Genomic DNA, 21,876 nt, shown 5'->3' with positions numbered 1-21,876 from the left:
CAGCCCAGGCCTGTTCTATGAGACCCTGCGCTCCCAGGGGGAGGAGGTCGGCGCTGTCGCATCGCTGATGAAGCGCAGTGGCCGCGCAACCGTGGCCGCAACTCCGGCCTGGTCGGACAGCCGTCGGGAAAGCACCGCGAGCGCTAGATTGGCGGGCAGGCATTGGGCGAATTTCAGGTCGTGCAGGAGGTTCGTCTCGACCGCAGCCTCGAACCCCACGATGTTGACGGTGGACAGCGCGTTACGGACGATCGGTGCATCGGCAGCATCGGTTTGAAGCGAGAGGTCGTCGTGGCCACGGAGAACCATACCGGCGGCGTTGAGCGCCTGTGACAGCATGGCGTTGGCCCGCCCTCCGGCGAACGTCCACCACCGCATCCGTCCGTTGCTGCCGGTCACCAATGGCAGGGAGACGCCGTCGCAGAACGCGTATCCCTCGCGCAGCGACTCCAGACAAGAATCGCCCCGCTTGGACAGCTTGGCCGGAATCGCGTCGCCCACCGCGACCCGCTCCATGGCCTGACAGAGGGCGAAATCCAGGCTGCGGGCGCCGCCCATCCAGCGCGATCGCCCAGCCTCGCCCGACGGCTCAACCGACACGACGCGGCGCGTCCAGTCCACCGCAACGACGCGCCAGCTTCGCCCGGCCAGCAGCAGCGTGGCTGCTTCGCCCTCGCCCCGCTGCAGGCTGGTGGGATCGACCTGACCGATCTCCGCGGCACCGAAACGCACGGACAGCAGCAGCGGCGTGGTGAAAGCGGCCATCAGGTCCATGAAGTTCCGTCGGCCGATCTCGCGCTCACCGCGCGGTCCCATGCCAAGGATGCCACCGTCATCCGCGATGATGCCGGTGTCCAACATATGATCGACGACGGAGCGGGCACGCTGATCATCGATGCCGGCGAACACGAGGCCGAGCCAGCCCTGCCAATCTCCTCTCGCCAATCCCCGCTCCTGGAGAATCAGGGCCATCACCTGTTGGGCAAGGAGATGCAACGGGTCCGGCGGCGGCTCCACCGGCTCGACCCAGCCGTCGCCCCACAGGCGGATGACAGCAGCGGCCTGAAGGAACGCGCTTTCGGACGTCGCCAGGAACAGGCAATTGCGCGCGGAACCCGAGCGGCGCCCCGTCCGCCCCATGCGTTGCAGGAACGACGACACGCTCGACGGCGCGTCGATCTGGATGACGCGATCGAGGTCGCCGACGTCGATCCCCAGTTCCAGCGTGCTGGTGGCGACGATGACGCAATCTTCGCCGGTGGCGAAGGCCTCCTCGGAGCGGCGGCGCTCGTCGATGCCGAGCGAGCTGTGCGAGACGAAGGTCCGCACGCCTGCGGTTCGGAGCAGAGCCCCCAGCCGCTCGACCTTGCTGCGGCTGTCGCAGAAGACGAGCCGCTTTTCCCCACGATGGACCCGCGACAGCACGGTCGCCGCGTTCTCCAGGGAGCCGACATGGTCGAGCATCACGTCGCCGCCGGCCGGCGGTCCCGGCTGGCCGACCACGTCGCCGCCCTCGCCGCACGACAACCACGCCAGAAGGTCATCCGGGTTGCCGACGGTGGCCGACAGGCCGATGCGCTGGATCGGGCACCCGGCGATGCGGGAGAGCCGTTCGGCCACCGCCAGAAGGTGCCAACCGCGATCGTCCCCGGCGAAGGCGTGCAACTCGTCCACCACCAGCGTCCGCAGCCCCGCGAACAGCACACGATGGTTCACCCGCCGCGAGATCAGGATCGCTTCCAAGGACTCCGGGGTGGTAAGCAGGAGGTCCGGCGGATGGCGCAGCATGCGGCGACGCTCGCCGGCGGCCACATCGCCGTGCCACAGCCCGACCGTCCGCCCCACCAGCCCGGCGTAGTGGCGCAGCCGCGGTTCCAGGTTGTTGAGCAATGCCCGCAATGGGCACACATAGAGCACCGACAGCCCATTCCACCGCTCGCTCAGCATCCGCGACAGCACGGGAAACGCCGCCGCTTCCGTCTTGCCGCCGGCCGTGGGCGCCAGCAGCAGAGCATGGTGGCCGTTCAGGATGGGATCGATCGCCGCGAGCTGCGTTGGCCGCAGGCTGGCCCAGCCGAGCGAATTGACGATGTGATGCTGAAGGGCCGGGTGCAGGCGGTCGAAGGGCGTCACAATTCCAGCTCGACGTCATCGACCGAAGCCGCCGCCGCGCCGGCCCGTTCGGCCGCGGTCATCTCCGTGGGCGCCACGGTCAGCGCGTAATGCCGACGCGGATCGAAATCGGTGAATTGATCGATGCGGTCCAGCACATCGCCAACCAGCTTCTTCAGGAACAGACGCGGCGCGATGCCGACCCGACCGCCGAGCTGGCCGGTCACCGCCCGCGCCAAGTCCGCGACGTAGGCATCGTCGGCGAGGTGGCGCAGCCGCTCCCCGGAACCGGCACCCTCGGCATAGATGTCGCGCACCTTGATGCCGAGACGGCCCAGCAGGTCGAGGTCGAAGCCGGGCAGGCGAATCTGGACCGCCCGCGGGTTGTCAAAGCGCGCGTCGGTGGCGAAGTCGACGTGGAGGCGCTGGGCGAGGGGCGGCAGCCGCTGCACGCCCTGCGGCCCATCGAAGAAGGCTGGTGTGCCGGTGGTCACCACGAACAGGCCGGGGAAGCGGCCGGCGTCGATTTCATCGATCAACTGGCGCAGCGCGTTCAGCCCCTTCTCGCGCGTGTCGGCACGCATGCGCTGGAGCGTCTCGACTTCATCAAGCACCAGCAGCAGGCCGGCGTAGCCGGAATCGCGCAGGATCGTCAGCAGGCCAGCCAGGAAATTGGTGGCGCCGAAATGGTCGATCTCTCCTTTGATACCGGCCGCCCGCTTCACCGACGCGGCGATGTTGGGCTGCCCGCCGAGCCACCCGAGCAGCCCGTCCGCGAGCGCTTGGTCCTCCTGCACCAGGGCGCGGCGGTAGGCCCGCAGCACGGCCGAGAAAGCCGGAGCCTGCCGGGTTACCGCCGTCAACCGCTGCTCCAGCAACGCATCGGTGCGCGCCACCAGCGCCTCGGCGTCGGCCGGGTCGATGCCGCCCTCGGCCAGCACATCCTCCTCAAGCGTGTAGAACCAGCCATCGACGACGTTGCGCAACGCGCCCTCGCTGGCCTCCTGGGTGGCCAGACGCTCGGTCAGACGGCGGTACACCGTCTCCATCCGGTGCAGCGGCGTCTCGGTTTCCGAGATCTGCACCTCGCTGGTGGCGAAGCCGCGGCTGCGCGCCCGTTCCTGGAGCCAGCGCCCGAAGAAGGTCTTGCCGCTGCCGTACTCGCCCCGCACCGCCTTGAAGCCGCCGCGGCCGGACACCACCCCGCTCAACTCCTCGTCGATCGCCGGTGCGAAGCGCTCAATGCCGACCGCCAGAACGTCGAGGCCGGAGCGGGGCACGGTGCCCCGTCGCAGCGCGTCGATGATTTCCGATCGCCGGTGCGGACTCAGCATCGCGTCCCCCCTTACCCTTTCAGCTCGAACTGGGTGTCGAGCCGGGCGCGGTTCAAGACCACGGTCCCCGATGCCTCTTCGATCTCCAGCACCTGCACCTGATCGACATTGAGCACGCGGCGTGCCGCCATGATCACCGACCCGAGACGGACCTGGGCGATGCCCATGCGTTGGGCCAGCGCCGTGCGGCTCAACTTGCCACCGCGCTGCGCCAACGCGTCCAGGATAGCACGGACGTCCTCGTCCTTGGCCGCGCCGCGCCCGGCGAGTTGCTTCTGCGCGGCATAGACCGGCGATGCCAGCAGTCGCCCGATCCAGTCGGAATCCATGGCTGTGGGGGGGCCTGTACCGGAGCGTCGAACAGCGAGGGTTGTGCGCTGGACGGCTTGCGCGCCGCCGTTGCCGATGGTGCCGGACGCGGTTGGGGAGCGGCAACCATCGCAGCCGGAGGCAGCGCTTCCCACCAGTCCGGCTGTACCGGCGGCGCCAGCGTCCACGCTGGAGGATCGTCACCGGACGACCACAACACGTCCAGCGGAACCAGCACCTCCTGGGGGGTGGCGCCGCCGTGATAGCCATTCTTGCGACCGGCGTAGCGGATAGACTCGCTCCACGGCAGCACGGCGATGGCGTCACCATCGGGGGTGAGAACGCGTCCCTTGGCGAAGGTCAGCTCACCGGGGCCGGCGTTTCCATCGGCCGGACGCCAGCGGTGAGTCTCGTTCTTCCCGATCTGGCGCGTTTCGTCCTCGATCAGGTGGCCGTGGTCGGCCGTCAGCACCACGATCCGCCCGGCGTTGCGTGCCTCGTGGAGAATCGGGCGCAAGAGGTGAAGATCGTCGAGGCTCCAGCGCTGGCGGATCTGCTCCGGACCGTCGAGGTGGTCGTCGATGGCGTTGTGGACGATGGCGACGACACGCCGCGTCGGCGTCCCCACCGCCTCGCGGACGGCCGCTGCCAGGGCGCCACCCTCGCTGAGTTCGCCCTTGTGGTAGAGCACCGGCGGATGCCCGACCTTGCTCACCGCGCGCAGGGCCGGATGCTCGGCAAAGCCGGTCTTCTCCGTCGATTGCCCCCCTCGCAGCGGCCGCCCGCACAGCAGGCTGGCGCGGGACACCACGGTCATGGTGGGCAGCATGGCGACGCCCGAGGCTGGCCCGGCCTCGACCGAAGGCCACAGTTCCCGCCAACCCGAAGCGTCGAGGTCCGGCAGCAGCTCGCGGTACACGGCGTGGCTCAGCCCGTCCATCACCAGGAGGAGCACAGGCGCCGAGGCGGCCAGCGGTGCCACCACCTCTTCCAGGATCCGTTCCACCGGCACCAGCGGCCACGCCGCCGCCGGAGCGGCGTTCCAACCGCGGAGCAGCGAGGCGAAGCGTTCGTTCTGCACGTCCCGGCGCTCCCGCACAGCGGCGGCAAGCCTTGCGTAGGCGGACGACAGCGCGGCCATGTCGTCGCCACCCACCAGAGACAGGCGGGCCCGATCGACGAAGGCACCGTCGCGGGCGTAAGCGGCTACGGCGGCGGCGAAGGATTCGGGCTCTCCCTGTGGCCCCCCCGGTGGCATCGAGAGCCAGCGCACGAGACGCAGCGCCATCGCCACCCGCTCGGCCCGGCCCTTCTGAACCGAAGCCTGATCGTGGGCGGCGACCCGCTCCGCCGCGGCCTCGAGGGCGCGCAGGTCGGCCGGCGGCTTGGCCCCCAGCACCGCCGCCAGCGCCTCGGCGAAGCTGGCGAGGCGGGCCTCGAAGCCGGCCAGCAGCACCGTGCTGGAGGCGGCGAAGGCAGCCGCGTGGATCTGGCCCAGCAGGGTATCGGCCCGCTCCAGCAGCCGGCGTCGGGTTGATTCGTCGAGCGCACGCAGGGCGCGGGCGGCGGCGGCGGCCCAGGCCCGGCCATGCTCGGCGGGGATGCGCCGGCCGCCGACGAAGGGTTCCAGCCGGACGGACGCGGCCGTCAGCTCGCTGGTGAGCCAGCCGGTGCCGAAGACGACGTCGGCGACCAATCCCAGCGGCAGGGCGTCGGCTCCGAGGCCGCTCTCAAGGCAGGCGGTGACCAACCCGCCGGCGGGGCCGGCGACGTCCGACAGCCAAGCAGCGACACCGCCCCGCGCCACCGAAGACAAGGCGGCGAAGCGGGCAAGCGCGCCCTCGCCGATGCACCAGCGCAGCAGGGTTTCGGCGTCGGGCCGGGCGACCGTCAGGCCGAGGGCGCGGTCGAGGAGATTCGCCCAGGCGGTGTCGGCGTCGAGCAGCCCGCCGGGAACCGGCGGATAGGGGCCGCGGTGCGCATGCTCCAGCAGCAGTTCGGCCAGCCACGGCTTGCCGGCGATCCGGGGATCGACGTTGCGGGCCTGGAAGGCCTCGCGCACCATTTCCCAGGATTCGACCGTCAGCAGCCGCGCCTTGGCCAGGCGGGCGACGACGTCGTCGCCCAGCGCGTCGGGCGATAGGCCGGTCAGCAGCACCAAGCCGGCCTCGCCGTCGCGACCGCAAAGCGCCTCGCGCGCCGCCAGCGGGGATTCGCACCACACCACATCGAAGGCACGGCCGGCGCATTCCAGGCGCTCTGGCCAGGGCTGTCGCGTCGGCGACCGGATGCCCAGCGCGCACGCGCGCGGGTCATGCCGCAGGATCGCCTCGACCTGAGCGCGGATCTGCGCCGTTGTCGGTGCCAGGAGCGTCACGCGCGCTTGCCCTTCCGCACGATCTTCCAGGACAGGCTGATGCGGTCGTCGGGATGGTCGGCCATCGTCCGCTTCAACCCGTCGAGCACCGCCCCAGCTTCGGCGGAGGACAGATTGCGCCGGTCTTCGACGCTGATGATGACGTCGTCAGGCTCGATGGGTGCCGGCTCCACCGGCGGAGGTTCGACCGAAGGCGGCGGCCGCAAATCCGGCGGCACGGAATCCCGCGGCGGGGCCACGTCGGTCAGCAGCGTCAGCGCAGAGCGGTGCAGGTCGGCCAGCGCCGGCCGCAACGGCAGCACATGCTCGTCCGCGGCGAGCGCCTCGCCGACCCGGACGAGAAGAGCCTGCGCGGCGGTGGAGCGGTGATCCGTCAAGCGGCGCAACGTCTCGAACACCTCCCACGAGGAGTCACGCAGGGCGGCGCCGGTGTCCGCCGCCGTCGCCATCGCCCGCGCCATGGCGGTGTCGGAGGTCCGCAGCGCAGCGCCGGCGAAGGACGCGACCACCCGATCCGCCGTCGCACCGGCGACGGCGGCCAGCAGCGCCCGCGCCGCCCTGGCGGTGGTCAGGCGGTTGCTGGACTCCAGCTCGATGCCGAAGGCGGCGAGGCGACGTTCCAGATCGACGGCGAGCGCATCGGCGGCCGGGCGCAGGAGAGCGGCCTTCTCCGTCACCTGCGCGACCAGCCGGGCGGCGTTGCCGGCGTTGCGCACCTCCGGCGGCGTCAAGCCGAACAGCAGGCCGGCGCGGCGCACCGCTTCCTTCCAGTCGCTCTCCGGCGGCAGGGACTGTTCGCGCAGTTCCAGATCGTCGTCGAGGCTCTCCAACGTCGGACGCAGGAGGGCGGAACCCTTGAAGAAGCTGCGGTTGGTCTGCTCGGCGAAGGTCAGGATGACGAGGTTCTGCGCCTCCTTGGGCAGGCCCATGGGCTGCGGTTCGTCGATCCAGCCGCGCAGCGCCCGCACGGTCATCGCACCGCCGTGCTGGGCGTGGCGCTTGGTGAAGTGGGTGCTCCAGTGGTGGCCGAGAATGAAATGGGTTTCGCTCGCGTCCCCCAGCTTCAGCGGAACGGCGATGGCCTTCACGACCTCGCGCACTGGCTTGTCTGTGATGTGGACGCGACCGTCCGGCTCGGCCAGGGCGCGGGTGATTTCACCTTGCACGACGCGCAGGGCGCGCGGGCGCAGCTCGGTGTCGAAGGCCGGATGGGCCGGGTAGAGATAGGCGAAGAGCTGGTCGAGCAGCTTCTCCAGCGCCGCCTTGAAGGTCGCGGCCACCGGCAGCGACGGGCGGAAACCGGCCAGGGAGTGAAGATGGTCGGCGGGGTCGAGCGCCACCGCCACCGCGTCGGATGGTTCCGACGCGATCCCATAGGTCACTTCCAGGCAGGCGCGCAGGCGTTGCTGGAGCACGCTGCGCTGGTTGGCGAGCAGCGCGCGCGCCTGGTCGCGGTCCACCGCCGACAGGTGGCGGGCGTGATCGGCGAAGCGTTCCCCGGTCAGCAGGAAGTTCAGCCGGACCAGGGTGCCCAGGTCGCGCATCGCCTTTTCGCTGAGGAAGGAGGGCAGCCAGACCAGGGTGTCGGAACGCCCGTCGGTGGAGGCTTTGAACTCCTGTAGCCGGGCGATGTCATTCGACGGGTATTGACCCGGCTCGTCGAAGGGAAAGTCGAAGATGATCGACCACGCCCCGTCTTGGTTGCGCAGCTTGGCATCGGTCATCTCGCGTACGTTGTCGTACACGATGTTGACCTGACGACGGGTGCCGCGCCAGTTCAGTATGTATTCCAGGAACAGCCCGTCGCCTTCCGGCGACAGCCCCAGCATCTCGAACAGCATGGCACGGACCAGCCGGCGGCGGTTCCCGGGGTTGTCCTCGCTCGCCACGCTCGCCAGGATGGGATCGGTGTCGACGCCGGTGATCTGGATCGAGACGACCGGGTTGGAATCCTCGGTGATCTTGATCTCGCCGACCTCGCCGGCCCAGGTGCGCAGCTTCGCCAGCACCATGGCGTTCTCGCGGCCCGGAATGGGCGCGCGCACGCTGCCGTGGTTCAGCGCCGCCAGCCGGGGCGCGGTCAGCGCCTTCAGCGCCTCCACCTCCGGCACCAGGGCTGCCAGCAGCAGCGTCTTCAGCAGCCGGGCGTCGTTGCGCAGGGCCAGTTCCTTGGCCGGATCGGCGACCTCTACGACGCGATTGCCGTCGCCGATTGTCGCCCACGCCACGCCATGCTGGCGCTCCAGCAGCGGCAGCAGCTTGGTGCGGTAGAGCTTCTTGGCGTTCTCGAAATGGATGCGCATGGCGTCGGAGAACGGCTCGTCGCCGTCGGCGATCGCGTCAAAGAGGTCGCCGACCGGGATGATCTGCCCCAGCGTCAGCTCCTTGCGTCGATCGACCAGAAGTTGCAGCATCAGCTTCAGCGCGGTGCGCTCGCGCTGGAGCACCGAGGACACGGCGATCAGCGTCTGCACCAGGGCCGGGCTGAAGGGGTAGACCAGCCGGAACATCGCCTGTTCGCCGGTGGATCCCAGCAGCGTGTCCAGCACCTCGCGCCGGACCTTCAGGAACTCCTCGAAGGCGGCCCCCAGCGTCACCTCGGCCGAGGGCGACACCGGGCGCAGCACCCGGCGCTGGGCGATGACCGGCAAATTCCGGTCCTCCAGCGTGATGCGGTGGAAGCGGGCCTCCCAGTGCTTCAGCACGTCGGCGAACTGGAGTTGCAGGGCGCCGGCGAGATTCTGGCCGACCAGCTCGCGCAGGTCGCGCTGGCGGGCGATGAAGCTGACCAGCGGAATCGGCCGGGCGTGCAGCGCCTCGACCAGCTTGGACAGCTTGGACCCCTCGCGCGACACGAAATCCACGTTGGCGGCCTGGGTGGCCAGCCACAGGATCAGCTCGTCGAGGAACAGGATGACCGCGTCATAGCCCAGCGCCTGGGCGTGGCGGCTCATGATCGCCAACCCTTCGTCCAGCGGAACGAAGGACTGGCCCTTGCCGGACGACACGCGGGCGTAGGAGCCGAAATAGGAATGCACCAGATCGGCGATCAGCCGCGCCCGTTCGTCGCTGGTCGGCGGCTCCAGCATCGCGGCGTCGAAACTGGCGGCGTTCCAGGCGTTGTCGCCGTCCATCTCGCCCCAGCCGCTGTCGGCGGGAACCTTGGATTTCAGGCCGCGAAAGAAGACCTCGTCCCCCAATTGGGCGCGCAGCCCCTCGGCGTCGCGGAACAGCGATTCGGACAGGTAGAAGCCCGGCAGCGGCGCTTCGGGGTGCAGCCCGCGCACATGGTCGGCGTACTGGCCCAGAACCCCCGATTCCAGATCATGCGCCCCGGTCATGTGGTAGGGCACCATCAGGAAGCGCCGCCCCTGGATCCAGGCATTGTGCCGGTCCACCACGTCGGCCAGCTCCGGGATGGAGCGGGCGTCGAGGTTGCCGGCCAGCAGCAGGTTGAGCACCGCCATGAAATGGCTCTTGCCCGACCCGAAGGAGCCGTGCAGGTAGGCCGCCTTGCTGGTCCGTCCGGTGACCGCCCCCTCGATGAAGCCCAGCGCGTCGTCGAAGCAGGTCTTGAGCTGCGGCGTCACGATATAGTCGCGCACCGTCGCCTTGGCATGCTCCAGCCCGTCGGCCAGCTTCAGCACGAAGTCGCCCTGGTGCACCCGCTCCGGGATGTGGATCAGGTCCTTGATCAGGGTCGGGGTCGGGGTCGTCATGCGTGGTCCGCTCTGGTCCTGGTGAGGGGGCACCCTAAGGGGGGCGCCCCGGCGCTGTCACGTCCTGCGGCCGTCGTCAGGACGCCCGTCGGCCCCGGCGGGCGCCGGGCTTGGCGGGGGGAGTCCAGGCGCGCAACTCGTCGGCGGTCAGGCCCAGGGCGCGGGCCTCGTCCTCCACGAAACTGCGGTAGTAATCCCCCAGCCCGACGCCGAAATCGGGGTTGTACTCGTTGTGCCATTGCACGAGCCAGGGCACAAGCTCCCGCACGCCAGCCAGCAGGGGTATCAGCCGCTCCGTCCCCCACCCCTCGTTCTCTTTCATGTCGTAGTAGTGGGAGGCGAGCGCGGTGGCCTGTTGCAGATGGTCGTAGCCGGCCCAGGCGACGACGAGGCTGCCGTCGGAATCGCGCTCGGCGCCGGGGTAGCTGACGAAGCGTTCCTTGGGCATGTCCAGCCCGCCGCGCAGGCGCCAGAAATCGTTGGCGCGGAAGTCGGTGCGCTTGTATTTCGGCGGGACCGGGATTTCGGGTTTCAGCGCCTTGGCGTCCTCGGCGGACAGGCGGTCGGGGTGGCCGTCGGGCAGTGCGGTGCGGGCGTCGAGGACGTCCTCGCGGCGCTGGAGATCCCAGGTCGCCTCCCAGTCGCGGCGCTTGCGCAGGCCCTCGTCGGTGTAGCGCAGCACCGGCAGGAAGGGGACGGATTCCGCCGCCACCAGATCGGCCACCAGCGCCACCGCGTCGAAGTCGGGCCGGCCACTGTATAGCTCCGCCACCGCCATGAAATCGGCGTCGCCGCGCGCCCGGTCGGCCAGCCGCGACACCGAGGTCAGGGCCGGGTCGCCGGGCCAGTGGCGCGGATCCTCCAGCCGGTCGAGCAGCCACTCCTTCAGCGCCGCCTGTTCCCGCTTGGTCCATCCGGCGTCGAAGCCCTGGTCGTCCCACTGCCAGCGCCGCTTGTATTCCGGCCGCTCGACCAGCTCGATCCAGCGATTCTCCGCGATCAGGGCGATGCGCCGCTCCACCAGCGCGCGGTAGTCCGCCGGCCAGCGGGCGGGGATGTCGGTGACGGGGGTGGAGCCGTGGCGGGCGAACCACGTCGTCTCAAGCTCGCCGTCCGCCATCTTGCGGGCCATGACGATCTCGAAGGCGCGCTCACCCAGATCGACCTCGGGCGGGGCCGGATGCTCGGCCTCCTCGTCCAGCAAGCCGTAGAGCCGGTAGCAGCGGAAATCCAACTCCTCCTGCATGGCGATCATGCGGCGGCGGATCGAGAGGGCGTGCGCCTTCGCCGCGTCGAGGTCGGCGCGGGTGGGGACACCACGGGCGAGAACCGCCTTGGGCAGAGTGTCGGTCAGGTCGCGGGCGAGGCCGTCCAGCGCCGTGGCGAGGTCGGTGGGATAGGGTTCGGCGAGGGGGAAGGATTGGAGCTTGGTGCCGTTATACTGATAAAAATCCTCAAAAGGATCGCTGCGCTGGCGAGCGCCCATTTGATCCACAGTGCTTCCTTTGTTATGGCAAACTTGCTTTAGCCAAAAACAAGCGGTTGAACTGTTCAGCAACCCCAACAAGGCAAAATGATCATTTTCCGTTGCCGTAGCTGGAAGTTTAATCACAGGCGCTGTTTGCTTGAACACACTTCCGCTTTTGTCAAGCAGGAAATGATTGTGAGTAGAAACTTCACCAAATGCAATCAAAAATTTTGATGCAGATCTTCCTGCCGAGAAGAATCTATACTCCCACCACGCCATCCCAGATTCCTCAGGCTTCTTCCCAAACATCAATCTATTTTTTAGATTTGTTCGCAATATCCAAGAACGAATTTTGTACAAGCCCAAGCATGAGAGCGGGATTACATTGCAGCTTGACCCAACACTATAGGGAAATATTATTTTCTCTTCATCAGAAATCTCCCAGTCTCTAACAGAATCACCTGCGCCAAACGTCCGACACGGAGAATCCATCCTCCGCGCAGAGCTTTTCGTCAATATAAAAGCTTCATCTTCTCCAGTGATTGCCATAAATCCAATGGAATCAACGAATACTCCAAGCGCCTTCTCCTTTGACTCAATTACTTCTTTTAGATCAGATTGCCCTCCACCTCCCATGCTCCATGGGTGTTTAGCAAGTCCAGCACGAGGAAGATCCGCGAAGCTCATAAAGATATTCTCGCTTCCCGGCCGGTCGATCCCATTCACGATAGACGACCAGACAAGGCCACGGCTGGGGTCATCCGGCGCGCCCGGTTCACCCTTGATGCCCATGGCGGCACGCACCTCGGTTCCTACCGGCCGTTGATTGCGCCCGAACAGGATGACGGTCGGCGTGCCGTGGCCGGGAATGTACGCTCCAGCGGTGTCGATCACATGGGTCAGATCGACCTGCGGCAGGAACACCTCAATCAGCTTCTTGCCGAATTCCCGTTTCATAAAGGAGTTGGCGGTGATCATGCCAACGAAGCCCGCCGACGCCCCATCGCCACTTGGCAGGGCCAGATCGAAGAAGCGTTCGGTGAAGGGCACGCCGAGCGAATATTTCATGTGGCAGGTGGAAAAGCGCTCCCGATAGGCTTGGTTCAGCGCCTTATCCTTCACCGTAATATACGGCGGGTTCCCCACCACGGCGTGGTACTGCCGCCCCAGGAGGTGGTTCAGCGCCTCGCGGTCCTCCTCGAAGGTGACATGGGCCAAGCCGCCGTCTGGACCGAAGGACATCTGCCAGCCCTCGACCTTCATGAAACGCTTGCCGTGCAGCAGGCTGTCGCCGACCGCCACGGAGATGTGGAAGTCCGGCGCGCCGCGCAGGCTGGCGATGCCGCAGGCGGTCAGCGCCGCCACCAGCAGGCGGAAACGGGCGATGGCGGCGGCGAAGGGGTTGACGTCCACCCCGCTCACCGCGTCCAGCGCCTGTTGCGCGCAGTCGCGCACGTTGCGGCCCGGCTCCTGGCGGGTCCACAGGTCGAACAGGCGGCGGAAGGCGCCCAGCAGGAAGTGGCCGGAACCGCAGGTGGGGTCGATCAGCCGCACCGCGCGAAAGCCGAACTCGCGGATCGCCGGGTCCAGCGTACGGTCGAGGATGAACTCCTCGACGAAGTCCGGCGTCTGGAGCAGGGCGAAGCGCTTGCGCGCCGCCTCCGACAGATCCTGATAGAGATCGCCGAGGAAGCGGGTGCCGAACGCCGGGTCGGTGAAGTCGTGCAGCAGGGCGCCGCTGTCGGGGTCGCGCTTCTGCCAGAAGCCGCGCAGCGCGATGGCGCCGTCGCCCGACACCGGCAGCCGCCACAGCGGGTTGTGCCGCCGGTCGAACAGCGCGCCCAGGCCGGGCAGTTCCGCCGCCTCGGCGAAGGCGTCCAGCAGGAAGTCGCGCTCCTCCCCCGTCGGGTTGGCGCGGATCCAGGAGTCGTGACGGTCGCGCGCCAGCTCCAGCCGCTCCCCCGGACCCGACAGCCAGGGACGCTCGACCAGCCCATTGTCCTCGACGAAGCGCAGGAAGACGCAAGCCAGCACCCAATGCACGGCGGCCTGCGTCACCTCCTCGTCCAGCCACGAGGCGAAGGTCTGCGCCGTCCGCCTGGCGTCGCGCGCCGCCTGCCAGTCCGCCCGCAAGCCGTCCTCCAGGGGCGACCCCTCCACCCGCTCGCGGATGTCGGTTTCCAGCGTGCGCAGCAGGCGCTTCAGGTCGGTCAGCAGGGCTTTGGCGTCGATCATGGCAACCCGGTGCGGAAGTGGCGAGGCCGAAGGGAGTAGCACACGCACAGGAGGTCGGGGGAGTCCGATGAGGGTCTGGTCAGTTTGCGGCTGAGGGCAGGACGATCAGCGGCGCCATCAACGGATGGCGCTCCACCCGGTCCTCGATGTCCGCGACCGGAACCGGGGCGGCCGGCCAGGACGGCGACGGCTTTCGACGCGCCGGGTCGGGAGCGCCCAGCCGGAACAGCAGGTGACGCTGAATCAGGGCATATTCTTCGCCGAAGAAGCTGAGGGGCAGAGACGCCCTCGACAGAAGCCGGTCGATCACGTCGCGATCCTGCGGCACCAGCGAGGGAAGGCGGCGCCACGCCTCGAGCTGTCGCGTCTTGAAGCCAGCGCTTCCCCCGGTGGCGAGAAAGACGGCCAGCAAGGAGTCGTTGTGCATGTGGCCACGGGTCAGGCTGCTGGCGATGCGGCGGTTCAATTCGGGATGGTCGGAGGGCAGCCGGTCGGCCACCAACCCCAGCGGGCCGAGCACCGCCTCGCGCAGGCTGCTCGACCCATGGTCGATGTTGGACAGGACAACGGTCAGGTAACGCTCCTCCCCGGAGAGCGCGAACAGCGCGGCGTCGAGGTACAGGGTGCGGAACCAGCCGTGGGTGCGATGGTCGGGGTAGCGGTGCAGCCGTCCGGTCGTGGCGGCGATGACCATGCCGGTGTCCGTGGGGATCGCTTCCGGGATGAAGCGCGCGATCCAGGCGATCGCTCCGGCCCGCATCTCCTGATGGCGTGGGACGGGCTGAAGGTCGAAGTCGCTCTCGAAGGCGTGCAGATCCTCGACCACGATGGCGTTGAGCTGCCCGGTGTCCAGCATCATGGCCGACTCACCCCGCCGCCCGCGCGCCGGCCCGGTGCCGGTTGGCGATCCAGGAGGGGGGGATGCGCGCCCACTGGCCGGTGCCGATGACGGGAACGGCCTTGCCGGCGATGGTGGGCAGCCCCTCGTCGGGCTGGGGCAGCAGCAGCCAGAGGCCGGGCGGCCCCCCCGCCGTGCCGGACAGGTCGCGCAGGGCGGCGACGCGGTCCATCAGCTCGTACCGGGCGAACAGCCCGCAATCCACCAGCAATTGCGGCTTGTCGGACGCGCGCAGAGCCTGCTCGACCGACGGCAGGGCGAAGCCGATCAGGCGGCGCAGGTTGGCCGCGTCGCGGCTGTCCCGCTCCGCCGAATCGGCGCGCAGCACCAGCGACCAATCCACCTTGCGCCCGGCGGCCTCGCGCCGCATGGCGTCGAGCAACAGGCGGTCGATGCTGACCCGGCGCAGGGGGAAGCGGTCGAGCAGCGCCTGTTCGGCGTCCAAGTAGCGGCGCGGATCGACCGTCAGCGCCAGGAAGCCGCCGCTGCGCAGCGCGTAGGCCATCCTTTCCTCCAGATGGCGGGCGGCCTCCACCTCCGGCGTCTGGTCCACCGGCGGCCCGTCGGTCAGCGACCGATGAAGCGAGGTGAGGCCCGACGACCTCCCGAAGCCGGCGTGATCGGCGTAGTAGCCCGGCCCGTCCTCGCCATCCTCACGCCAGACGCGGCTGGTTCCGGCCTGCTCCAGCAGAGTGTCGAGCGTCGGGCGGGCGGGCAGCGGGGTGGCCTCGGCGTAGCGGCCCTCGACGCGTTCGCGCACCTGCGCCTCGGTCAGCGCGCGCGGGCCGAGCAGGGAACCGGCCGCCAGACGCAACGTGCGCTCGGCCGGCATGCCGCGCGGGTAGATCTCGCCCTTGCTCGACAGGGCGGCGGTGCGCGCGGCCGCCACCGCCAGCGCGCGGACCCGGACCGGCGCCGGGCGGGGGGGTGCGTCCTCCTCCTCCAGGACTGGCCAGCCCAACGCGTCCAGCTCCTCGAACACCCGCTGCGGCGGGGCCAGCGTGTCCAGCGCCGCCAGCGCGTCGGCGGCGCGGGCAAGGGTCCGGGCGTGCTCCGCCAGATCCTCGCGCTCCGCGATCAGGGGGGCGGCCTCACCCTCGAACATCCGAAAACGGGGGCTGGCCAGATCGAGTTCCGTCTCGGTGGCGGCGCGCAGGACCGCCCCGGCGAAGCGGCGGCGGCCATCGTCGTCCAGCAGAGAACCGCGCATCGCCAGGATTTGCGGCACCAGTTCGGACACGGTCATCACGCCGCCGCTGGCCCGCAACAGGGTGCGCACGTCATTCCGCACGTCCGTCAGCGCCGGTTGCTTGAGCCATCGCTCCCGCGCCTTGGCCAGCGCCGTGGCGACGGCCGAGCGGGAGACCCCGCAATGGCTGGCGACGACGCCGGCGGTGGGCCACGCCAACGGCGTGCCGGTGTCCTCAAGCCCGAGGAAGACGGCGAGCGCGCGATCCTCCACCGTCTCCTCGCCCAGCGGGCGGCGCGGAACCAGCAGGTCGGCCAGACGGTCGATGCTGGCGCGGCCGGTGTCCTCGGTGCCGGAATCGGTGGGGGATGGGGCGCCCGGCACCAGATCGGGGCGAAGCTGGGCCAGCCGCTTGGCCTTCAGCCGGATCTCCTTGCGGATGCGGTCACCGACGCCGGTCAGGTAGCGGATCGTGCCGCGCCGCACGGCCAGCAGGTCGCGGACCGTGAGGACCCCCATGCGGTCGAGCACGTCCTGGGCCTCGACGCCATAGCCCAGCTCGGCGATCGGAGCGGTGGCAGCCAGACGGCGGGCAACGGCGTCGAAGCTGCCGCCCTCGCCCTGGTTCGCAACCGCCTCATCGAACACCCGGCGCCACGCCCGCAGCATGTCCTCGGCGTTGTCGAAGCGTTCCCGCGGGTCGCGCCGCAGGGCCTTGTCGAAAAAGGCCAGCAGCCCTTCGCGCAGGTTCGGGTCGAAGCGACCGGATTCGATGGTGGCTTCGTCGTCGAGCAGGGCCGGATCGCTCTGCCCATCGCCCCAGACGGGCAGGACGCCGGTCATCATCTCGTGCAGAGTCACCGCCGCCGCGAAACGCTCGGCGCTGAGATCCCAGCGCGGCGGGCGGCGCAGGGGCAGGAAGGGGTCCAGGTAGGGGCGGGTTCCCGCCTGGATGTTGTCCGGCGACGTGCGGGCCAGGGAAAAGTCGAACAGCACCAGACGGCGGCGCTCCCGCCCCTCGGTGATGCCGATGTTGTCGGGCTTTATGTCGCGGTGGGCAACGCCCTTCTGCTCGAGATAATCGACGGCGTTCAGCAGCTCCTCGCCGAAACGGCGCTTGAGGTCCAGCGACAGGCCGTCGGGGCTGCGCAGAACCTGTGCCAGGGTCTGGGCGCCAGCGCTCTCCATCAGGATGGCCGCACGACCGGAAACGGTCAGGCTGTGCCGAGCCGAGACGATGTTGGTATGGCGAAGCCTGGCGAGCGCCGCCGCCTCGGCCTCCAGGCGATCACTGTGGGCCGGGTCCAGCGCCACCTTCAGCACCAGTTCCTCCGCCTCCTCGCCGTCGCTCCGCACCAGCAGGGCGTCGGCCGAGGCTCCCCGACCGAGCCGCCGGACCACGGTGAAGCCGCCCTCGAGCCGGTCGCCCGGTTTCGCCACCGCCGGATCGACGGTGGCTTCCGGAGCGCCCCGTTGCAGGTCGCGCTCGACCTCAGCCAAGCGCTCGAGGAACTCGTCCATCGAGGCGATGCGGGCCGGCACCTCCGGGTGGGTGCCGGTGCGGATCAGATCGACGAGGCTCTGCATCGCGCCGTCCACCACATCGGACACGCGCAGGCCGCCGCCGGCGCGCAGCCGTGCCGCCAATTCGAGCGGCGTGGCCGCCGGCGGTTGCCCGGTGAACAGATGGTAGGCGATCGCCGCCAGCGAGAAGACATCGTGATGCGGGCCAGACTGGGGACCGCCGCTCAACGCTTCCGGGGCAATGTAGACCTTGGCCGGATCCTCGACGTAGCTGCCGAGATGGATGGTGGCGGACACAACATGAGCCGTGCCGGTGGTGGTGGCCTCGCGCGCCGCCGTCTGCCAGTTCATGACCTGCAGACGCGGGAGGGGCTGGTCGACATCGCGCACGAGGACGCTTTGAGGCGCCAAGGCACGGTGGTAGAGCCGCTTGCCGTGGGCGTATTTCAGCGTCTCGGCCAGTTGGCGGAGGATGTGCAGCCTGAGGTCCGCCCCCATCCGCTCCAGATGCTCGCGCATCAGGAAATCGAGCCGGATCGACTTGGGATCGTGGTCGAAGATCAGCGCCGGGCCACGGTCGGTGTCCTTGTACTCCCGCACCCGAAGCACGCCCGGATGGTCGATGCCTTCCAGCACCTGGAACTCCCGCGCCGCCAGCCGGCCGAGCGACCGGCGTTCCTCGGTGCCAGCCGCTGCCGCGTACGGGTAGACGCGGATGCGCCGGGGAACGCCCAGCGACACGTGACGCCCCTCCCAATCCTGCCAGCCGTCGCCTTCGGCGAGAACGCGCGTCAGCTCGTAGTCGGCGATGCGGCGGTCGCGCAGGGCCGGCCGGATGCCGGCCTCCGAGATCGCGCGGCAAACCATGCGCGCCTGCTCGGCGGTCACCGGCGGACGGGGTGGGGCCGCCGGCATGCCGGCGGTCAGCGTGTTGACGATGCCGCCACCCCACTTCGACGGACGGCGCCCGAAGGTGGACAGCGCCGTGGCCGGATCGACCCGCCACACCAGCTCCGGGGCGGACAGAAAGAGCACCGCCGTCACGTAGGGCAGGCGCGATTTGGCCCGGGTGACCGCGTTCTGACGCTTGAGCAATCCGGAGAGGCGCTTGGCCTTGCGGTTGGCGAGGATCAGCGGGTTGTCGTCGGTGCGGCGGCGGCCGTCGGTGTTCCAGGTCCAGCTGTGCGGATCGCCGTCGAGTTGGCCGGGGCGGCTCTTGATCTCCACCAGGAACAGGCCGTGGGGCGACAGAATGAGCGCATCGACCTCGTTGACCTTGCCGTCATCGTCGATGAACTCGACGTTCGACCAAGCGTACCAGGGGTCCTGGTCAGGCAGCCGATCGCGCAGAAACTCCAGAGCCTCGCGCTCCCAGGGGAACGGAGACTCCGTGATCGTCAACCAGCGCTGCGCACCCATTACCATGAAGTACCTCTCCCGATAGCACGCGCAGGATGCGACAGGCGCGGCGCTTGGTCCAGTGGCCAGTTTTGGGGAAGCGAGAAACCACAGCGCTGGCCAACTAGTGGTGTGCGCCAGACGGGCCATTACGTATGTAGCTTGGCACAGTCCGTACAGCGCCTGGTGCTTGCTGACGCATAAACGATATGATCCGTCCGGTTCGACCCACTTGCGGTCGGCTTGCCATCCTGCCCACCCTTACAGGGACTCCGAGGCCCCATGATTGAGCTTCTTAACGACCAGCACCAAAGCGACCACGCGTTCCGGCGCTGGGTGAATGCTCTTCTCAAGGAAAGCACAAAAGCCGAGAGCGGATGGGTCATAGAAGGGACCGGCGTTGTTTTCTCAAATTATGGCCACGGGGAACCTGACACCATTGAAGATCAAGTCATGCTCGGGGTCGATGCCAGTCTCAACAACGGCGTAGTCAAGCTTGTAAAGCCCGATACCGCCAAGCAGGATAAAGGAAAACTCACGGTGATTGGCCGTGATGACGCAGGACGCTACGTCCTGCTTCGCGAAGGTTGGCTTAAGCCCAATTCGCTCTCAGAAGAGGTGCGCGAAGAATTCCAAGCGTTGAGCGGCCTGACGCCGGTGCCGGTATTAGCTGGGGGTAAGGTATCCAAGCGGCAATGGTATGTGGTTGCTTACATCGACGCTGACTCGGCAACGCTTGTCAAGCAGACTGTTGCCTTTGCAGTTGGATGCACCCAGGCTCGTACCAAGGCTGGCGGTGGGCAGAACAAGAAGCCGAGTGATGACGAGCCATATAGCCTTGGTCTCGATGAGAAAGGTCTGATCAAGAAGGTCACGACGAAGGGTGTAACCAAAGAGGTCGAGGCGTTGCAGGGTTATGTTTGGGAGGCGTTGAAGAAGATACTTGGGCCGGCGCTAATCAAACCAGGGAAATCCGGATACGAGGCTGATGCCGTGCTCCTCGACGCAAAACTCCTAATTGAAATAAAGACGGGCGTGGCCGCACACAACATATATGAAGCTGTTGGTCAGCTCATGCTTTATCCTTCTTTGATAACCCTGCCAAATGATCTTCGAAAGATCATTCTCGTGCCTGCCAAGCCAGACCTCCGACCGTCAATGGCGGCTGCTCTGGCGAAAGCACAGATTGAAGTGCATCGCTATTTAGTCGGTCGCGAGGGAAAGGCGCCGAAAATTGCTTTTACGGAGGCCTTTATTAAGCGGTGCGGCGGGTGATTCCATCAATCGCCCACCACTGGTGGCTTACATCAGACGCGCCGTTACGCGTGCAGATTGGTGGTAACGGAAGAATGCCTCGTGTTTGCCGGCGTACAAACGACACGATCCGTCTGGTTCAGTTCACTAGAGGGCGTTACTGCCCTTGGGCAATCATGGCATCGAACGCGGCGATGACCCGGATGTGCTCGCCGTCGAGATTCCCCACCGCAGGACCGAGCACGCGGGTGGGAATGGTCGCCATCTGAAGCGGGTTCAGGATGACCGTCGTGCCGTCGATCGTGAAGTCCGGGTTCAGGGTCGGGTCGCGATACGCAATCTCGCTCGCCAGGACCAGCGGCGCGACGACGCGATCGGCACGGTCCTTCCAGCGGTCGCCCTGCACGACCAGTACGAACGGGATCGCGGCCCTGGTGCGGCCCGGGTTGCGGTGGACGTCAAACTGCGGCATCAGCGGGTCTCGTCGTCCGGCATGAAGTCCCGGTTCCACTCGTCGGCGAAGCGGCCATGCCGCTCGTCGAAGGCGTTCCACGCTGCGGCGACCTTCCGGCGGTGCTCCTGATCGTCCTCACGTTTCCGCCGTTCCGTCTGCGCCCAGGTGGCGAGAAGCGTCTCGATGGTCCCGGAGAGGTTGTCGGTGTAGGCCTGGGCGACGCGAACGAGGTCTTCGTTGAGCGTGACGTTGACACGCCTCTTCGAAGCCCCGACATCGTAGCCCGCCGCAGTCCGCTGGATGTGACTCATGTCGTCCTCCGCCGTGTCGTGTGTATGGTAATGCGCATTGGTGAAGCAGGGAAGAAGGCTTCTCCTCGAGGAGCGATGGAATGCCGCCAAGCGCCGGGCAGTACGTCTCGATAGGGGGGTGTTTCCAGGCTCGGAAGCTTCAACGTCCTTCAACGAGCTTCAACGAAACCCCCGTCAGTTCATGTTAGGTTCCGTCACGTCCCGTCATATGAAATCGAGAAATTTCAACGTATTAGCCTGGAAACCCTTACCATGGCATTGTAGAGGTCATCGGTTCGATCCTGATTGGCTCCACCAAAATTCCGCAAGAATATCAAGGGACTAGTTGACAAATCAGCTAGGCCCTTTTGGTTTGCCTACAGTCCGGCTGCCCCAAAGCGTAGAGCGTCTTGATTTTATTAAATAAAATCAATGGATTGGTGACGACGCCAAGACGACGCCGTTTTGCATTTCACTTTGCATATTCCCGGTGCGGGACCGTCCAACATACAACGTCCCGGCATCTGAACCATCCGTCATTGAAATATTTACGCCCACAAGCGCGCTCCCGTAAAATGCAGTGGATGCATACATTGATTTCATTGGAGCGCCATGAAGACTCGTCAAAGACCATCGGGAAGCGATGTTCCCTCCTACACCAACATCGACCGCAGCTTTCCTGACATCTCCATCGGAATTCGCAGCTCGCAGAAGAAACCAACGTGCTATCTTCTGAAGGTCGGGGATCATCATCCTCAGAGATCCTTGCGCACCACGGACAAGATGGAGGCGCTCAAACGCGCGCTCGACGCCCTGTCGGCCTACAAGGAGGACCCGACCGGCGATTGGTTGGGCAATCAGGGTGTGCGCAAGAACAACATGAGTTTCAAGGACGTGGCCGAGGAGTGGCTGGCCCGTCAGGAGGTCGGCCAGGACTACAAGCGTGACGTCATCGATAAGTTCCTCGTCCCCTACTTCCAGGACGAGCGCGCCGTGACCAGCATGGCGATGATCGCCGACCTGATGATCGCCGACTACCGGCTGTGGCGTCGCTCCTACTGGCTGGTGCTGGCCGAGCGTTTGAGGGGCATGTCGCCCGGAGATCAGAAACGGGCATCGCGGATCAGCCTCAAACAGGTGGAAAGCTACGCCGAACCCGACGCCAACACCCTGAACCGCGAATACCCCACCCTGCGGCAAATCCTCATCCACGCGCACAAGCGCGGCTATATGGGAAAGGCTCCCGCCCCGCCCGAGGTTTGAGCTGGTCCCCATCTGGCGGACAGTTTTTCAGTGGCGCTAAGCTTGGTTCATG

The 21,876-nt window shown here is 67.4% G+C and carries 12 protein-coding genes; 2 read left to right on the top strand and 10 right to left on the bottom strand.

The genetic code is table 11. The features are described from left to right. Positions 1-15: 15 nt before the first annotated feature. The 8 genes from D3877_RS09540 to pglW all read right to left on the bottom strand — a co-directional run bounded on the left by D3877_RS09540 (position 16) and on the right by pglW (position 18,590). A complete protein-coding gene (locus D3877_RS09540; protein WP_119830366.1) occupies positions 16-2,133 on the bottom strand; it encodes a DEAD/DEAH box helicase in 2,118 nt (705 codons plus the stop codon). Beyond that, positions 2,130-3,446 carry a BREX system ATP-binding protein BrxD gene (gene brxD / locus D3877_RS09535; RefSeq protein ID WP_119830365.1) on the bottom strand — a complete coding sequence of 439 codons (1,317 nt, stop codon included), beginning with the start codon at positions 3,444-3,446 and terminating at the stop codon, positions 2,130-2,132. The genes D3877_RS09540 and brxD overlap by 4 nt, the downstream gene beginning before the upstream one ends. 11 nt (positions 3,447-3,457) lie before the next feature. After that, positions 3,458-3,748, bottom strand: coding sequence for a hypothetical protein (locus tag D3877_RS31135; RefSeq protein WP_476561132.1), 291 nt, complete (start codon positions 3,746-3,748; stop codon positions 3,458-3,460). Further along, entirely contained in the window at positions 3,637-6,132 is a 2,496-nt protein-coding gene (gene pglZ / locus D3877_RS09525) for a BREX-2 system phosphatase PglZ (protein ID WP_158599833.1), read from the bottom strand. Before pglZ ends, D3877_RS31135 begins: the two co-directional genes overlap by 112 nt. Continuing rightward, positions 6,129-9,851, bottom strand: coding sequence for a BREX-2 system ATPase PglY family protein (locus D3877_RS09520; protein WP_119830362.1), 3,723 nt, complete (start codon positions 9,849-9,851; stop codon positions 6,129-6,131). The genes pglZ and D3877_RS09520 overlap by 4 nt, the downstream gene beginning before the upstream one ends. Positions 9,852-9,927: 76 nt before the next feature. Beyond that, on the bottom strand, positions 9,928-13,554 hold the full coding sequence (gene pglX, locus D3877_RS09515) for a BREX-2 system adenine-specific DNA-methyltransferase PglX (protein ID WP_119830361.1): 3,627 nt from the start codon (positions 13,552-13,554) through the stop codon (positions 9,928-9,930). A gap of 79 nt (positions 13,555-13,633) precedes the next feature. After that, complete coding sequence (locus D3877_RS09510) at positions 13,634-14,413, bottom strand: hypothetical protein (RefSeq protein ID WP_119830360.1); 780 nt, start codon at positions 14,411-14,413, stop codon at positions 13,634-13,636. Positions 14,414-14,420: 7 nt separating this feature from the next. Next, entirely contained in the window at positions 14,421-18,590 is a 4,170-nt protein-coding gene (gene pglW, locus D3877_RS09505) for a BREX system serine/threonine kinase PglW (RefSeq protein ID WP_119830359.1), read from the bottom strand. A gap of 255 nt (positions 18,591-18,845) precedes the next feature. Between pglW and D3877_RS09500 the strand changes: the two genes are divergently transcribed. Next, complete coding sequence (locus D3877_RS09500) at positions 18,846-19,838, top strand: hypothetical protein (protein WP_119830358.1); 993 nt, start codon at positions 18,846-18,848, stop codon at positions 19,836-19,838. Positions 19,839-19,974: 136 nt separating this feature from the next. On the opposite strand, the gene D3877_RS09495 is transcribed toward D3877_RS09500, so the two are convergent. Continuing rightward, positions 19,975-20,289 (bottom strand): CcdB family protein, encoded by a 315-nt coding sequence (locus tag D3877_RS09495; protein WP_119830357.1) that lies wholly within the window; start codon positions 20,287-20,289, stop codon positions 19,975-19,977. Beyond that, the gene (locus D3877_RS09490) at positions 20,289-20,582 is read right to left on the bottom strand and encodes a type II toxin-antitoxin system CcdA family antitoxin (protein ID WP_147395122.1); all 294 of its coding nucleotides are present in this window, start codon (positions 20,580-20,582) and stop codon (positions 20,289-20,291) included. The genes D3877_RS09495 and D3877_RS09490 overlap by 1 nt, the downstream gene beginning before the upstream one ends. 591 nt (positions 20,583-21,173) lie before the next feature. Here D3877_RS09490 and D3877_RS09485 point away from each other — a divergent pair. Next, the gene (locus tag D3877_RS09485; RefSeq protein ID WP_119830355.1) at positions 21,174-21,824 is read left to right on the top strand and encodes a hypothetical protein; all 651 of its coding nucleotides are present in this window, start codon (positions 21,174-21,176) and stop codon (positions 21,822-21,824) included. Positions 21,825-21,876: the final 52 nt, after the last annotated feature.

The organism is Azospirillum cavernae (assembly GCF_003590795.1).
GTDB lineage: Bacteria > Pseudomonadota > Alphaproteobacteria > Azospirillales > Azospirillaceae > Azospirillum > Azospirillum cavernae.
Note: the sequence above shows the minus strand (reverse complement) of the source record. Positions and strands in the feature narration are given on the sequence as shown.

Excerpts from the sequence above, each read along its gene's own strand:
- pglX (WP_119830361.1), bottom strand. The coding sequence starts at position 13,554 with ATGATCGACGCCAAAGCCCTGCTGACCGACCTGAAGCGCCTGCTGCGC.
- pglW (WP_119830359.1), bottom strand. The coding sequence starts at position 18,590 with ATGGTAATGGGTGCGCAGCGCTGGTTGACGATCACGGAGTCTCCGTTC.
- D3877_RS09495 (WP_119830357.1), bottom strand. The coding sequence starts at position 20,289 with ATGCCGCAGTTTGACGTCCACCGCAACCCGGGCCGCACCAGGGCCGCG.
- D3877_RS09510 (WP_119830360.1), bottom strand. The coding sequence starts at position 14,413 with ATGATGCTGGACACCGGGCAGCTCAACGCCATCGTGGTCGAGGATCTG.
- D3877_RS09490 (WP_147395122.1), bottom strand. The coding sequence starts at position 20,582 with ATGAGTCACATCCAGCGGACTGCGGCGGGCTACGATGTCGGGGCTTCG.
- D3877_RS09500 (WP_119830358.1), top strand. The coding sequence starts at position 18,846 with ATGATTGAGCTTCTTAACGACCAGCACCAAAGCGACCACGCGTTCCGG.
- brxD (WP_119830365.1), bottom strand. The coding sequence starts at position 3,446 with ATGCTGAGTCCGCACCGGCGATCGGAAATCATCGACGCGCTGCGACGG.
- D3877_RS09520 (WP_119830362.1), bottom strand. The coding sequence starts at position 9,851 with ATGACGACCCCGACCCCGACCCTGATCAAGGACCTGATCCACATCCCG.
- D3877_RS09485 (WP_119830355.1), top strand. The coding sequence starts at position 21,174 with ATGAAGACTCGTCAAAGACCATCGGGAAGCGATGTTCCCTCCTACACC.